Annotated in this window: 17 protein-coding genes; 7 read left to right on the top strand and 10 right to left on the bottom strand. The window is 62.8% G+C overall.

Going from position 1 to position 14437, the window contains the following annotated elements; genetic code table 11:
* Positions 1 to 112 precede the first annotated feature (112 nt).
* From tsf to QEH68_RS07925, 5 genes are all read left to right on the top strand, one after another.
* Positions 113 to 949 (top strand): translation elongation factor Ts, encoded by an 837-nt coding sequence (gene tsf, locus QEH68_RS07905; RefSeq protein WP_026541489.1) that lies wholly within the window; start codon positions 113 to 115, stop codon positions 947 to 949.
* 120 nt (positions 950 to 1069) lie between these two features.
* Positions 1070 to 1807, top strand: coding sequence for a UMP kinase (gene pyrH, locus QEH68_RS07910; protein WP_207596961.1), 738 nt, complete (start codon positions 1070 to 1072; stop codon positions 1805 to 1807).
* A gap of 102 nt (positions 1808 to 1909) precedes the next feature.
* Positions 1910 to 2467, top strand: coding sequence for a ribosome recycling factor (frr, locus tag QEH68_RS07915; RefSeq protein ID WP_026541491.1), 558 nt, complete (start codon positions 1910 to 1912; stop codon positions 2465 to 2467).
* A complete protein-coding gene (locus QEH68_RS07920) occupies positions 2467 to 3402 on the top strand; it encodes a phosphatidate cytidylyltransferase (protein WP_089594331.1) in 936 nt (311 codons plus the stop codon). The genes frr and QEH68_RS07920 overlap by 1 nt, the downstream gene beginning before the upstream one ends.
* Positions 3403 to 3422: 20 nt before the next feature.
* Entirely contained in the window at positions 3423 to 4007 is a 585-nt protein-coding gene (locus tag QEH68_RS07925) for a DivIVA domain-containing protein (protein ID WP_089594332.1), read from the top strand.
* A 24-nt stretch (positions 4008 to 4031) separates the two neighbouring features.
* On the opposite strand, the gene QEH68_RS07930 is transcribed toward QEH68_RS07925, so the two are convergent.
* From QEH68_RS07930 to QEH68_RS07950, 5 genes are read right to left on the bottom strand one after another with little or no spacing between them, the layout of a single operon-like run.
* The gene (locus QEH68_RS07930; protein ID WP_207596963.1) at positions 4032 to 4724 is read right to left on the bottom strand and encodes a hypothetical protein; all 693 of its coding nucleotides are present in this window, start codon (positions 4722 to 4724) and stop codon (positions 4032 to 4034) included.
* Positions 4725 to 4769: 45 nt separating this feature from the next.
* On the bottom strand, positions 4770 to 6236 hold the full coding sequence (locus tag QEH68_RS07935) for a cation acetate symporter (protein WP_207596964.1): 1467 nt from the start codon (positions 6234 to 6236) through the stop codon (positions 4770 to 4772).
* Entirely contained in the window at positions 6233 to 6595 is a 363-nt protein-coding gene (locus QEH68_RS07940; protein WP_280627618.1) for a hypothetical protein, read from the bottom strand. The genes QEH68_RS07935 and QEH68_RS07940 overlap by 4 nt, the downstream gene beginning before the upstream one ends.
* Positions 6592 to 7311 carry a LytTR family DNA-binding domain-containing protein gene (locus QEH68_RS07945; RefSeq protein ID WP_280627619.1) on the bottom strand — a complete coding sequence of 240 codons (720 nt, stop codon included), beginning with the start codon at positions 7309 to 7311 and terminating at the stop codon, positions 6592 to 6594. The genes QEH68_RS07940 and QEH68_RS07945 overlap by 4 nt, the downstream gene beginning before the upstream one ends.
* A 21-nt stretch (positions 7312 to 7332) precedes the next feature.
* Positions 7333 to 8535 (bottom strand): histidine kinase, encoded by a 1203-nt coding sequence (locus QEH68_RS07950; protein ID WP_207596967.1) that lies wholly within the window; start codon positions 8533 to 8535, stop codon positions 7333 to 7335.
* Between the two features lie 207 nt (positions 8536 to 8742).
* Here QEH68_RS07950 and QEH68_RS07955 point away from each other — a divergent pair, with 207 nt between their 5' ends.
* Together QEH68_RS07955 and QEH68_RS07960 are read left to right on the top strand one after the other, a co-directional pair.
* Positions 8743 to 9123 carry a DUF485 domain-containing protein gene (locus QEH68_RS07955; protein ID WP_207596968.1) on the top strand — a complete coding sequence of 127 codons (381 nt, stop codon included), beginning with the start codon at positions 8743 to 8745 and terminating at the stop codon, positions 9121 to 9123.
* Positions 9120 to 10739: a sodium/solute symporter gene (locus QEH68_RS07960; protein ID WP_172322137.1), complete on the top strand. Its 1620-nt coding sequence runs from the start codon at positions 9120 to 9122 to the stop codon at positions 10737 to 10739. The genes QEH68_RS07955 and QEH68_RS07960 overlap by 4 nt, the downstream gene beginning before the upstream one ends.
* Before the next feature lie 85 nt (positions 10740 to 10824).
* Here QEH68_RS07960 and QEH68_RS07965 read toward each other — a convergent pair whose 3' ends face one another.
* The 5 genes from QEH68_RS07965 to QEH68_RS07985 form a co-directional block, all read right to left on the bottom strand.
* A complete protein-coding gene (locus QEH68_RS07965; RefSeq protein WP_207596969.1) occupies positions 10825 to 11844 on the bottom strand; it encodes a PHP domain-containing protein in 1020 nt (339 codons plus the stop codon).
* Between the two features lie 76 nt (positions 11845 to 11920).
* Positions 11921 to 12526 carry a hypothetical protein gene (locus QEH68_RS07970; RefSeq protein ID WP_280627620.1) on the bottom strand — a complete coding sequence of 202 codons (606 nt, stop codon included), beginning with the start codon at positions 12524 to 12526 and terminating at the stop codon, positions 11921 to 11923.
* A 44-nt stretch (positions 12527 to 12570) separates the two neighbouring features.
* Positions 12571 to 12978: a DUF4383 domain-containing protein gene (locus QEH68_RS07975; RefSeq protein WP_011774231.1), complete on the bottom strand. Its 408-nt coding sequence runs from the start codon at positions 12976 to 12978 to the stop codon at positions 12571 to 12573.
* A 128-nt stretch (positions 12979 to 13106) separates the two neighbouring features.
* On the bottom strand, positions 13107 to 13814 hold the full coding sequence (locus QEH68_RS07980) for a hypothetical protein (protein WP_280627621.1): 708 nt from the start codon (positions 13812 to 13814) through the stop codon (positions 13107 to 13109).
* Between the two features lie 147 nt (positions 13815 to 13961).
* Entirely contained in the window at positions 13962 to 14432 is a 471-nt protein-coding gene (locus QEH68_RS07985) for an Lrp/AsnC family transcriptional regulator (RefSeq protein WP_280627990.1), read from the bottom strand.
* Between the last annotated feature and the right edge of the window lie 5 nt (positions 14433 to 14437).

Below are 14437 nucleotides of genomic sequence, written 5' to 3' on the forward strand. Positions count from 1 at the left end.
CTTCCCTGATGCCGCAAACAGCATCGGGGGCAACTGACAGGATGGCAGCTCACATGGTGGGCGGCCGTCCTGTCAGTCCGTAAACACACAAATTCTAGACAGAGGGGTTCACATGGCGAACTACACTGCTGCTGACATCAAGGCCCTGCGCGAGCGCACCGGCGCCGGCATGATGGACGTCAAGAAGGCTCTTGACGAAGCCAACGGTGACGCCGAGAAGGCCATCGAGATCATCCGCATCAAGGGCCTCAAGGGCGCTACCAAGCGTGAAGGCCGTTCGACCGCTGAGGGCCTGGTTGCTGCCAAGGTCAACGGCGGCGTTGGCGTAATGATCGAGGTCAACTGCGAGACTGACTTCGTTGCCAAGGCTGACAAGTTCATCCAGCTGGCTGACAAGGTCCTCAACGTTGCAGTCGAGTCCGGCGCAGCCGATCTCGAGACCCTGCTGGCTACCGAGGTTGACGGCAAGCCCTTGTCCGAGGTTGTTGTCGAAGAGGGCGCTGTCCTCGGCGAAAAGGTTGTCGTCCGTCGTATCTCCCGCGTTGAGGGAACCACGGTTGACGCTTACCTGCACAAGACCTCCAAGGACCTTCCGGCCCAGGTCGGCGTCCTGTTCGCTGTTGACGGTGAAGGCGAAGCCGCTGCCACCGCCGCACATGACATCGCTGTCCACGTTGCAGCCATGGCTCCGAACTACCTGACCCGCGACGACGTTCCGGCCGAACTGGTCGAGTCCGAGCGCCGTATCGCCGAAGAGACCGCCAAGGCTGAAGGTAAGCCCGAAGCTGCTCTTTCGAAGATCGTTGAAGGCCGCGTGACGGGCTTCTACAAGGGCGAAGTTCTGGTTGACCAGGCATTCGCCAAGGATTCCAAGAAGACCGTTGCACAGGTCCTCGAAGAAGCCGGCGTCAAGGCAACCGCAGTAACCCGTTTCCGCGTAGGAAACTAGTAATTCATGAAAAGGGGTGGTCACTTCGGTGGCCGCCCCTTTTTCATGCACCCGTCCGGGTAGTACCTGCGCGGACCCACAGCACGATAATCTAGCCAGAGTCCACCAACGGGAGGCACCATGGAAACCGTCAACACTGCAATCCAGCCCGAGAAGACCCGCCGACGTGTACTTCTGAAACTTTCCGGCGAGGTCATCGGCGGAGGCAAGCTCGGCGTCGATCCTGAGACCGTCCGGGCCATCGCCAAGCAGATCGCGGCAGCCGTGTCCGACGTCGAAGTTGCGATCGTCGTAGGCGGCGGCAACTTCTTCCGCGGCGCAGAGCTGTCCCAGAGCGGTATGGACCGTTCCCGCGCCGACTACATGGGCATGCTCGGCACGGTCATGAACTGTCTGGCCCTGCAGGACTTCCTGGAGCAGGCAGGCGTTGAAACCCGCGTCCAGAGCGCCATCACCATGGGCCAGGTTGCCGAGGCCTACATTCCCCGCCGTGCCATCCGCCACATGGAGAAGGGCCGCGTTGTCATCTTCGGTGCAGGCGCCGGACTGCCCTACTTCTCCACTGATACCGTAGCGGCCCAGCGTGCCCTCGAAGTCCATGCTGACGTGGTCCTCATGGCCAAGAGCGGTGTGGATGGCGTCTACACTGCCGATCCCAAGAAGGACCCCACAGCCGAGAAGCTGGATGTCCTCAGCTACGACGACGCCCTGCGCCGGGACATCCGCGTCATGGACCAGACGGCCATGACCATGTGCAAGGACAACAAACTGTCCATGGTGGTCTTCGGCATGGAAGGTGAGGGCAACGTTACCCGTGCCATCCTCGGCGAAACGCTGGGAACCCTGGTTACTCCCTAGCTGGGGCTAGGATATTTCTAGGACCTTCCGCCTCTCATGGCGGATCTTTACTGTGCACTGCGGCCTGCATGAGGGCAGCAACTTATTTCTGAGGAGAAACCCGTGATCGAAGAGACCTTGCTCGAAGCCGGCGAAAAGATGGACAAGGCGGTTGAGGTAGCCAAGGACGATTTCGCTACGATCCGTACGGGTCGGGCGAACCCCGGTCTCTACAACAAGGTAATTGTCGAGTACTACGGCACCCCCACGCCGCTCCAGCAGTTGGCTTCCTTCGGTGTTCCCGATGCCCGGACCATCCTCATCACGCCCTACGACAAAACCGCTCTGCGCGACATTGAGAAGGCGTTGAGCGATTCCGAGGTTGGTGCCAACCCATCGAACGACGGCAACGTCATCCGCGTCACCATTCCTGAGCTCACCAAGGAACGTCGCAAGGAGTACGTCAAGATTGTCAAGGGCAAGGGTGAAGACGCCAAGGTCTCCATCCGCAGCATCCGCCGCAAGGCAAAGGACACGCTGGACAAGCTCGTCAAGGACGGCGAAGCCGGTGAAGATGAGGGTGCCCGCGCTGAGAAGGAGCTCGACGCCCTGACCAAGCAGCACGTTGACAGCATCGACGAGCTGCTCAAGCGCAAGGAAGCCGAGCTGCTCGAGGTCTGATGAACCAGGCTGAGCCGGCACCCGCTGGACGGGTCCCGACACGCGATACCCCTCAGCGCGCCAGGCGCGTACGGACGAACCCCACGCCAAAGGCCGGCCGGAACCTTCCGGCGGCCATCGGCGTCGGCCTTTCCATGCTTCTGGCGGTTTTGGGCGGATTGCTTTTCCTCCCTTTGGGATTCGTCCTGCTCACCACGGCTTTTGCTGTGCTGGGTGTGTGGGAAGTTTTCCGGGCCCTCGAAGCCCAGGGCACCAGGATGCCGATCATCCCCGTGATGGTTGGCAGCCTGGTGATGCCGGTATCGGCCTATTTCGGCGGCCTGGAAGGTTTGCTGTTCACCATGACGGCGAGTTCCGTGGCCGTCTTGCTCTGGCGTTCCATCGAGAGCGCCGCTGGAGCGCCGCGGAGCGTCTTCGCCGGTGTGTTTACCCTGGCGTGGATTCCTTTCCTCATCAGCTTCGCGTCGCTGTCCTTGCACACCACCAGCGGCCCCACTCCTGTGGGCTTTTGGCCGGATGGGATCCCCGAAGGTGCATGGCAGATTGCGTCCATGCTGCTGTTGGTCGTTTCCAATGACACGTTTGGGTACATCGTTGGGGCGTCCTTCGGGAAGCATCCGATGGCTCCAAAAATCAGTCCCAAAAAGTCGTGGGAGGGTTTCGCCGGGTCGGTGGGTGGAGCCATGCTGATTGGCGTCCTGGCCTGCATCTTCCTCCTCGACAAGCCCTGGTGGGTGGGCTTGCTCCTGGCCGTTGGCATGGTGGCCGCAGCTACGGCAGGCGACCTTGCCGAGTCCATGGTCAAACGTGAATTGGGGGTCAAGGACATGAGCAGTATCCTGCCCGGCCACGGTGGCGTCATGGACCGCCTGGACTCCATTGTGTTCGCGGCCCCTGTAGCCTATGTTCTGTTCGCGCTGCTCAGCGGCGTCTGACAATCAACGAAGGAAAATTAGTGTCCGTGGATATTCGACGCCAGATTCCCGCAACGTTCGATCGCGTGGAGCGCAGCAAGTACGGCTATAACGCCAAACAAGTTGACGAGTTCCTCCAGCGAGCCAGGACGTCGTTCGAGAACCCCGTGGGTACCGCTGACCAGGTGGCCAGCGTGGACGTGCGGGACGTGGCCTTTGATCCCGTCAAAGGCGGGTACGACGCCCACAGCGTGGACGCCGCCCTGGACCGGCTCGAGGATGCGTTTGCACGCCGCGAGCGTGACGACCTGATCAGCCAGCAGGGCGAAGAAGCCTGGTTGCGCCAGATCGGCAAACTCTCCGGCATCCTGCGGGGCCGGCTTCACCGGCCCGATGGCGAGCGGTTCCGTCGACCTTCCAGCAGGCGGGCGCGCAGCTACAACATCCAGGACGTGGACGCACTGTGTGCTGAACTGGTGGGATACCTTGAGCACGACCAGGTCCTGAGCGTCGACACTGTCCGCCGGGCCGTGTTCCGGGCGGCCAAAGGCGATGAAGGCTACGAAGAAGCCCAGGTGGACGCGTTCCTGGCCCGCGCCGTGGAGCTCATGGCGGCTATCGACTAATCCACACCCTGCTCATCGGGCGGGCTAATGGGTGCTGGGGGAAACAGGCGGGTGGTTCTTCCACACTGCCAGGTAGCGTCTGTGGCCGCGGACCAGTGATGTGCCGAAGAAGGCCAGGGCGACCAGAACGGCTACGGGGACTGCCACCACTGGGGGAAGCCCGGCAGTCAGCAGTGCCGATCCCAGCAGGAGAGCGATCAAAGCCGAGTTGACGAAGCCCATGAAGACCATGCTGCTGCCAGCGACCTGGCTGAAGTCTGTCCGAACGCCCAGGAAGTAATATGTCCTTTTGGCGCCTTCTTCGTCATCGTGGGCGCCGGCCATGAGGTACGGCCCTATGCCGGGATCCATGTCGACGTAGGCCGCCCGCAAGCGGTTCATCGCCAGGACGTACATCAGGTCCTCCATGCCCACACTCATGACGCGGACGTGAGTGAGCAGGCCAACCACAAGGTCGATACTGAGGACGGTCAGCGCGAAGGCCCTGAAGGCATCTGAAAACTGTGTTGCGTTACCCACCAGCGCCACACTCAACAGGCTTGCCGAAGTGAAGGTCAGGAACATGCTGATGCGTGTGAGGACTTCGCCCTGGGTGGTACTGCGTGAGGCGAGCAGGCTCCAGTGCTCGGTGGCCAGCAATTGAGCGCGGACACTCGGTGACAACTCCGTCGGTCTTGCCGGCGGCTCTGGGCTTGAGGCGCCCGGTTCCTCGGACATGGCGTCATTGTCCACCCTGGCTGCTGCGCGGACAACAGGCCGGGCCTAGCGCTCGGTGACCACCGGCCGCTCCGGAACGTGCAGCCGCGACATGACGCGGTTCACAGACCCAGGCACACGGCTTTTCGTTGCAAGGGAAACGACCACCGTCACCGCGAACGCTGCCGGGACGCTCCACGCTGCCGGCTGGGCAAGCCACGCGGGCGCGTTGCCTGATCCCATGAGCGTACCCATCACCATGGCACCACCACAGAGCAGTGCACCGGTCAGCATTCCGGCAATCGCACCGGCGTCGGTCAGGCCGCGCCACCAGATTCCCAGGAGCAGGACCGGGCAGATGGTCGAGGCTGTGAACGCGAAGACAAGGCCAACGCTCCCGGCCAGGGCCAGGCTGTCGGTCATCAAGGCAAAGCCCAAAGGAACGACGGCGGCCAGCACCGCTGCGAGGCGGAAGCCCCTGACGCTTCCGCCGAAGAGGTCCTGGCTGATGACGCCGGACAGCGAAACCACCAACCCCGAGGTGGTGGACAGAAAAGCGGCGAAGGCCCCGGCTACGACGAGGGCGGAGAGAAGGTCTCCGGCGGTGCCCCCTATCAGCTTGCCGGGGAGTAGGAGGACCAAGGCGTCGGCCTGGCCGGACTGTGCGAGTTCGGGCGCGAACATTCGTCCCACCGCGCCGGATGCGGTGGGAAAAAGATAAAAGACGGAGAGCAGGCCCAGCACAATGAGTGTGGTTCTCCGGGCGGATTGCCCGTCCGGGTTGGTGTAGAACCGCACCAGGACATGGGGCAGGCCCAGCGTTCCGAAGAGCAACGCCACCAACAGGGAAATGTGCTGGTACGCGCCGGCGGAGGGCTGGCCGGTGGGGTTGATGGGAAGCGGCGCCTGGGGTCCGGTACCGTTACCAGCCAGCACCAGCAGCACGAAGACCACCGGAACTGCCAGGGCAGTCAGTTTCAGCCAATATTGGAAGGCCTGCACAAACGTGATGGAACGCATGCCACCTGCCACGACCGTGAGGCACACGACCACAACAACCGCCGTCGAGCCTACCCACGACGGCAGGCCTGTGGTGATGCGGATGGTGAGCGCCGCCCCGTGGAGTTGCGGGACGATGTACAGCCAGCCAACGGCTACCACCACCAGGCTGGTCACGCGGCGGACCAGAGCGGAATCCAGACGGGCTTCGGTGAAGTCGGGAATGGTGTAGGCACCTGAGCGACGCAGAGGAGCGGCGACAAAGAGCAGCAGCATCAAGTAACCGGCGGTGTAGCCCACGGGGAACCAGAGTGCGTCCGTTCCCGAGAGCAGGATCAGTCCGGCGACGCCAAGAAAGCTGGCGGCAGACAGGTACTCACCGCCGATTGCAGAGGCATTCCACCAGGGCGGGACGGTTCTCGAAGCCACGTAGAAGTCGCCGGTTGTCCGCGAGATGCGCAGACCGTAGAAGCCGATGACTGCCGTCGCCAGCGACACGGCAAGGAACGCAAACAGGCCCACAGCCGGGTTCATTTGTCCTCCACCAGATCCCTGTAGCGGGCCTCGTTGCGGGCCGCCGCGCGGTTGTATAGCCAGGCGCTCAAGCCAATCACCGGATAGATGCCGGCGCCCAGCACCATCCAGTCCAGCGGGATGCCGAATATCCTTGTTTCTGCCACGCCAGGCCCGTACACGAGGAACAGTGCGATCACCACGAGGATGATCAGGAAGCAACAGGCCACCACCAGCGCCAGTCGCAACTGCGAGCGGATCAGGGACCGGATGAAGAGTTTACCTGCGTCGGAGTCTTCGGCGACCTCGCGCGGGTATGGCGGCCGCCCGGGAACCGCTGTGGCCGGCTGGCGGGGTGCCGTCACACGGACGCGGGTCATCCCTGCGGCCGGATGCGCGTGGACTGCAGTTTGTCCCGGACGGAAGGCAGGTGGCGTCGGCTGATGGGCAATTCAGCTCCGGCCACGGCGACGCTGGGACCCGTTGCAGCCAACTTGAGGTGCTGGACGTGGTTCAGGGCGATCAGGTACGAGCGGTGGATCCGGATGAAGCCTGCCTCTGCCCACTTCTGTTCAAGGTCGCTGAGGGGAACCCTGATGAGATAGCTGGCTTCGGCTGTGTGCAACCTCGCGTAATCGCCCTGGGCCTGGACGTAGGTGACATCGTCCCGTCGGATCATGCGGGTGGTGCTGCCGAGGTCCACGGTAATCATTTCCGGCGCAGGGGTGCCTTCCTTGATCAGGTCGCTGATCCGGTCCACGGAACGAGACAACCGTTCTGCGCGCAGCGGCTTGAGCAGGTAGTCGATCGCGGCGAGGTCGAAAGCTTCCAGTGCGCACTCTTCATCAGCGGTAACAAAAACGACGGCGGGTGGATGGCTGCTGCGGGAAATGGCCCGTGCGATGTCCAGGCCGGACAATGCCGGCATGTGGATATCGAGGAACACGGCGTCGACAGACTCCGTTTCCAGGGTCCGCAGCGCCTCAGCACCGGAGGAGGCCCGGTGGATGGCGCCAATCCGTTCATCCCGTCCCAGCAGGAAGGCAAGCTCCTCCACGGCGGGAAGTTCGTCATCAGCGACGAGCACGTTGATCATGTTTAAAGACTAACCGTCGCCTCAGGCGTCATGGCCGGGCTGGGATTTCGGCACCCGCATGGTGATCAGGGTTCCTTCCCCGGGAGCAGTGTCGATGACCAGCCCGTGCTCGTCCCCGTACACCTGGCGCAAACGGGCATCCACGTTGCGCAGGCCCACATGGATTCCATCCGTGTGCCCGGCGAGCACTGACCGCAGGTGGTCGGGGTCCATGCCCACGCCGTCGTCTTCGATGGTTACTTCAGCGAAAGCACCGGAATCGTTGGCGCAGATGGTGATATGGCCCGGGCCCTCCTTGGCCTCCAGCCCGTGCCGGACTGCGTTCTCGACCAAAGGTTGCAGGCTGAGGAACGGGATGACCGTACTGAGGACCTCGGGGGCGATCCTCAGGCTCACCTGGACGCGTTCGCCGAAGCGTGCCCGTTCCAGCAGGAGATAACGGTCGATGCAGCGCAGTTCCTCGGCCAAAGTGGTGAAGTCGCCGTGGCGCCGGAAGGAGTACCGGGTGAAGTCGGCGAACTCCACCACCAACTCACGGGCCCGGGCGGGGTCGGTGTTGATGAACGAGGCAATGGCATTGAGGGAGTTGTAGATGAAATGCGGGCTGATTTGGGCACGCAGCGCCCTGACCTCAGCCTCCATCAGCAAGGTCCGGGAGGCTTCAAGTTCCGTCAGTTCCAGCTGGGCGGCTATCCAGTCGGCCACCTCGCTGGTGGCCCTCACCAGCCCGGCACCTGCCGCCGGCGCCAGGGCTGCCACGGAGCCGACCACCCTGGAACCGGAGCGGATAGGAGCGATCACGGCACTGAAATCATGGTTTCCATGCTCGGCCTTGGCAGTGGTCCGATGCCCGGCGTGCGGCACCACCGCGGTTCGGCCAGTGGCCAGGACCTCGGCCGCAAGACGCATCAGCGACGGCCTGAGTTCCTCGGCTGTACCGTCCCACGCGAGCACAGAACCGGTGTCCGTGATGGCCAAGGCATCGCAGCCCAGCAGTACGCGCAGTTGCTTGCTCGCTTTCGCTGCACCGGCCGGTTGGAGGCCGCCACGGAGATGCTGCCCGGCCCGGGAGGCCGCGTGCAAAGTGTTGTAAGTGGCGCGTTCAGCGTCGGTGCCCAGGTCCCGGAAGGAACGCATGACCTTGAGCCCAACACCCACGACGACGGCGATGGCCAGCACGATCACGGCGATGGCAGCGGCGGTGAACAGCGGTGAGTCGGGCATAAGGCCAGCGTAGCCGGATGCTCCTGAACCTCGCCCCGATTCCACGGAACGTGGTGCACATTCCACCGTTTGGCGCAGCACCGCAACCGTTGAGCGATGGCAGGGCGCGATGCTCTGGAACAGGCACCGCGCGGCGTTCGATAGTGATTGCAGTCACATTGGCAGGCGTGTGGAGCTGGTGTGGACACATCACAATCAGGAGGAACCATGGGTAATGAGGCCCAACCCCAGGACGAAAAAGCGTCCGTGGACTTCCAGGAAGTTCAACAGACGGAACGGTTCAAGACACTGCGCAAGCGGCACCGCAGCTTTGTCTTCCCGATGGCAGTCGTATTCCTGCTCTGGTATTTCGCATATGTTCTCTTGGCCGACTACGCGGTGGGCTTCATGTCCATCAAGGTATGGGGCAACATCAACGTCGGGCTGATCCTCGGCCTGCTGCAGTTCGTCACTACCTTCGGCATCACGGCATGGTACGTGAGCTACTCCAACAGGAAGCTGGACCCCATCGCTGCTGAAATCCGCCATGAGATCGAGGGACACGAATTTGATAAGGACGGCAAAGTGATCAGCGGGGGAGTCAAATGAACACCATGGTCCCGGCAGCAGTCAACGTCGAAGCGCTGAAAGACACCACCCTGCTCAACATGGGCATTTTCGCCCTCTTCGTCGCGGTCACCATGGTGATCGTCTTCCGGGCCAGCCGGAACAACAAGACCGCAGCAGATTACTACGCAGCAGGCCGATCCTTCACTGGTTCGCAGAACGGCACAGCCATCGCCGGAGACTACCTGTCGGCGGCATCCTTCCTCGGCATTACCGGCGCCATCGCCATCAACGGCTACGACGGGTTCCTGTACTCCATCGGCTTCCTCGTCGCATGGCTCGTGGCTTTGCTCCTGGTGGCTGAACTGCTCCGCAACACCGGCAAGTTCACCATGGCTGACGTTCTGTCCTTCCGCTTGCGTCAGCGCCCTGTCCGAATCGCGGCTGCCCTCTCCACCTTGGCCGTGTGCTTCTTCTACCTCCTCGCCCAGATGGCAGGAGCAGGCAGCCTCATTTCGCTCCTGCTGGGCATCAGCGACTGGGGCGGCCAGGCCTTGGTGATCATCGTCGTCGGCGCCTTGATGATCATGTACGTACTCATCGGTGGCATGAAGGGCACCACCTGGGTCCAGATCATCAAAGCCATCCTGCTCATTGCCGGTGCAGGGGTCATGACAGCAATGGTGCTTGCAATCTACGGTTTCAACCTGTCCAGCCTGCTGGGCTCTGCCGCTGAAGCGGCCAACAACCCGGCAATCCTGAACCCCGGGCTGCAGTATGGAAAGACCGAAACGTCCAAGCTCGACTTCATGTCTCTGGGCCTTGCCCTGGTCCTGGGCACAGCCGCATTGCCGCACGTGCTGATGCGCTTCTACACTGTCCCGACAGCCAAGGAAGCCCGCAAATCCGTGGTCTGGGCGATCTGGCTGATAGGCCTGTTCTACCTCTTCACCCTGGTGCTGGGCTACGGTGCCGCAGCCCTGGTGGGGGCGGAAACCATCAAGTCCGCACCCGGCGGCGTCAACTCCGCCGCACCTCTGCTGGCCTTCCACCTTGGCGGCCCTCTGCTCCTGGGCTTCATTTCGGCGGTTGCCTTCGCTACCATCCTGGCGGTGGTGGCTGGTCTGACCATCACGGCGGCTGCATCCTTCGCCCACGACATCTACGCAAACGTCATTGCCAAAGGCAAAGCGGATGCCATCACCGAGGTGAAGGTGGCCCGTCGGACGGTACTGGTGATCGGCGTGCTTGCCATCCTGGGCGGCATCTTTGCCAACGGACAGAACGTAGCCTTCCTGGTGGCGCTCGCCTTCGCAGTTGCAGCCTCGGCGAACCTGCCCACCATCGTCTACTCCCTGTTCTGGAAGAAGTTCACCACCCAGGGCGCAGTCTGGAGCATGTATGGCGGTTTGGCTGCAGCCATCCTGCTCATCACGTTCTCACCCGTGGTTTCGGGCGCCAAGACGTCCATGATCCCCGGAGCGAACTTCGCCCTGTTCCCGCTGAGCAACCCGGGCATTGTGTCCATCCCGTTGGCCTTCTTCCTGGGATGGCTCGGAACCGTTCTGGACAAGCGGCGCGAAGATCCGGCCAAGCAGGCGGAGATGGAAGTGCGCTCGCTGACCGGCGTCGGTGCCGAGAAGGCGGTAGACCACTAGCACCGGCTCAAACAAATCAGTAACCCAAAAGGAAGGCTCCTCCTGCGAACAACGCGCAGGAGGAGCCTTCTTCTTTAGGCTGAGCCTACTTCTTCAGGCTGAGCCACTCCGTCAGTTGTTCCAGCGGCCAGGTAGTGACAATCCGTTCTGTGGGGACCCCCAGGGCTTCGGCGCGTTCGGCACCGTACTGCAGGAAGTCGAGTTGGCCAGGAGCATGGGCATCACTGTCGATGCTGAACAGGCAGCCGGCGTCCAGAGCCATTGTGATGAGGTTGTCCGGTGGGTCCTGACGCTCGGGACGGGAGTTGATTTCGACGGCGACACCCCACTCCGCGCACTCCTTGAAGACTTTCGCGGCATCGAACTCGGACTCGGGCCGCGTACCCCGTGATCCCTGGACGAGGCGTCCGGTGCAATGCCCCAGCACGTTGGTGTGGGGATCGGTGATGCCGCCCAACATCCGCGTGGTCATGGTCTTCTTGTCTGACCGGAGTTTGGAGTGGACGCTGGCCACCACCACGTCCAGTTGGCCCAGCATGTGCGGAGTCTGGTCCAGGGTTCCGTCTTCGAGGATGTCCACTTCAATGCCCTTGAGCAGGCGGAAGCCATCCTGGGATGAGTTGATTCCCTCCACGACGCCGAGCTGCTTCTCAAGCCGCTCCACGCTCAGTCCATTGGCAATGGTGAGATTGGGGGAGTGGTCGGTAAGGGCAAGATATTCACGGCCGAGGGTCCGTGCCGCTGCCACCATGGATTCAATGGGGGAGCCGCCGTCGGACCAGTTGCTGTGGCTGTGGAGATCGCCGCGCAGTGCTGCCCGGAGCGTGTCCCCTCCGGATGCCAACGATTCGGTGCCCCGTTGGCGCAGGTCCGCAAGGTATTCGGGGATCCGTCCTTCGAGGGCCTGGGTGATGACTTCGGCGCTGCGGTTGCCGACCCCTTTGAGACTGGTGATCCGCCCGGTGCCCACAAGCTTGGCCAACTCTTCGGGCGAAAGCTGCCGCACGGCGTCGGCCGCTTTCCGGAAGGCCTGGACCTTGAAGGTCGGGGCCTGGCTGCGTTCAAGCCAGAAAGAGATTTCGTCGAGCGCCTCTATGGGATCCATGGCTCCATGATCCACGAACCAGGCGCACCATCAACAGTGGGCAGTGTCAATGGTGCGCCGGTCCGGTCGCCGTCAGCTAGTGGTGGCGACCCGGGTCCAGGGCGGGATTGGAGCCCTGGCCGTTTTCTCCGGGCGGGGCTTGGCCGTGCTCGCCATGAGGGACAGCGTGCTGTCCTGCCATTGAGGCGGCCAGTCCTGGTGTTGCAACTGAAGCAACAACGACGGCGGCTCCGAACGCGGCTGCCAGAAGCCGCCCGGTCCTTGGCTGGCCGTGGGCGCCGCCGTCGTTGGTCTTGTGCTGCCGCCTCAGCCAGCCGGCTCCGGCAAGAGCCATGAGCGTCAGGCCGAGGGCGGCAAAGTGGCTCACGTCCAGTGAGCGCAGGGAACTGATCCCGGCAACTGTGACTGCGAGGTGAGCAGCAGCCGTAACAGCGAGGACAGGAAGAGCGAACCGTGCCATGACCAGGGAGTTGCGGTGCAGCCCCCGCAGGGACCAGGCCAAAAAGGCAAGGCCCGCCGCGAGGGTCGCCACGCCGGCTGCCACCATCCCGGGTGTCGCTGACGCTGTTCCAGTGAGATATCCGGCGGCAAGGGAAAGCTCAACCATCCCGGCGGCCATCGCTGCGAAGTAAACAAACAGGAGGGTCGCTGCGTTCAGTGTGGGGTGGTGTCTGCGTTCCATGGCTCTTGCCGTCCTTTCGCTGCTTTACTCGGTGATCAGGCGGATCAGGCGCGGGCGGAAGCTACGGCTGCCTTGTCCTGGGACAGGGCAACACCCAGCAGGACCACGGCGCTGGCGAGGTGCAGAACATTGTCTGCGCCATTGAGGGCGATGATGTTCAGGGACGAACCCACCAGGAAGAGTCCGAGGATACCCACCAGGAGGTACACGCCGCCTACGGCCGTGTTGACGGATTTGGACAGCGTGACGCTGTTCATACCGGCGTAAAGAAGGGCAGCGCCGATGGCCAGGTGGATGATGTTGTGAAGCGGGTTCACGGCGAAGATGATGAGGTTGGCGCCCTCGGTGGCGAAGAAGCCGATTCCCGAGGTGACAAAGAATCCGAGCACGCCTACCAAGAGGTATACGGCTCCGAAGATGGTGGCGATCAGGCGATTGGGCGAAGTACGCATGGTCCGAACCTTCCGGTGATGGCCGGATATCCCGGCCGTCCTGCTGAGCCCCGGGTGGGGCTCTCAAGCAGTGATTCGGACCATAAGCGCAGGTGGATGGGTGGTGTAACGGAAATTCTTTCCGGCGGTTAGGGCCGGAGGCGTATGCTGCTCATCTTGAGGTCGTTGCTGCCCTCGAAGACGTAGTGGAGATCAATGGTCTTGCCGTCGCATTGCAAGGCACCGGAGAGATCGGCTTTGTTGTTGCCGTTGTTGTTGTTGACGTTCACCGAGTTGTAGTTCGGCTTGCACGAGCTATCCAGTTCCAGGCTGGCAATGCCGTCCATGAACGACTGCTTGTCCAGCTCATCCTTCAGGGGCTGGCTCAGGTAGTTGTCGTACGCCTGCTCGGTTTGGCCGGAGACCACCAAATTGGTGAATTCGTCCGCCAAGGACCTGGCTTTGGACGTTGCATTGCCCACCAGATTGACCAGCAGCAGCACGCCCACCACCGCCAGCACGATCACTCCGGCGACGATGCTGAGGACGATCCACAAAACCTTCCTGCTCTTCCGGGCCGGTGGCTGGCCGAATTGGCCCGGAGGGTACTGTCCGGACTGGGATTGGCCCTGCGGATAAGGGTTCCGGGCGTACGGCTCCTGGCCGGCGGCCGCGTACTGGGGGCCGCCGTATTGGGGCCCTCCGGCTTGGGGCCCGCCGGCTTGGGGAGCAGCGGACGACGGCGGCTGTTGCCACTGCGGCGCGCCGCCGGTCTGAGGGGGGTACCCGGGCCCGGGCGGCACCGGCGGCGGGTTCTGGCCCGGGTAGTTGGGTTCGGGTTGTTGCGGGTTGCTCACGGTAGTGCCCCTTTCGGCAGCCTTAGGCAGCGCCACCACATGGCCGGGGACCTCTGGCCGGTCCCCGGTACGTCCTCTTGCATCCAATCGCATGCGGGTTCGACGGGCAAGTACCGGGCTGCCAATAACCGCAGGTGGGGAGGGAGTTCAGTCCCCGGAGCGCCTTCCAAGGAGCGGCTGGACGCGGTACGGGATCATCTCACGCATTGCCAGTGCTGTGTCGGTCCGTTCCACCCCTTCGCAGCCGAGGATTTTTCCATTGATGCGGTAGAGGTCCTCCGCGTCCAAGGCAACAACACGCAACAGCAGGTCCGCTGATCCTGTGAGGCCGAAGCCTTCAAGGATTTCCGGAATGTCTGCCAGGTCCTGCGCCAAGGAGGCGAGCTTTTGCTGTTGGACGTGGACCGTGATGAATGCAGTCAACGGATAGCCGAGCGCAACCGGGTTGATCCTTCGTTCAAAGGAGAGGAAGGCCTGCTTCTTCTCCAGCTGGGCCATGCGGGCTTGCACCGTATTGCGGGACAGGCCCAGCCTTTGGGCCAGCGCCACCACTGTCCCGCGGGGGTCCTTTGCCATCGCGGAAAGGAGCCGGGTGTCAGTGCCATCCAGGGGTTGCATAATGC

The sequence above is a fragment of the Paenarthrobacter sp. OM7 genome (genome assembly GCF_029873575.1).
Taxonomy (GTDB): Bacteria; Actinomycetota; Actinomycetes; order Actinomycetales; family Micrococcaceae; genus Arthrobacter.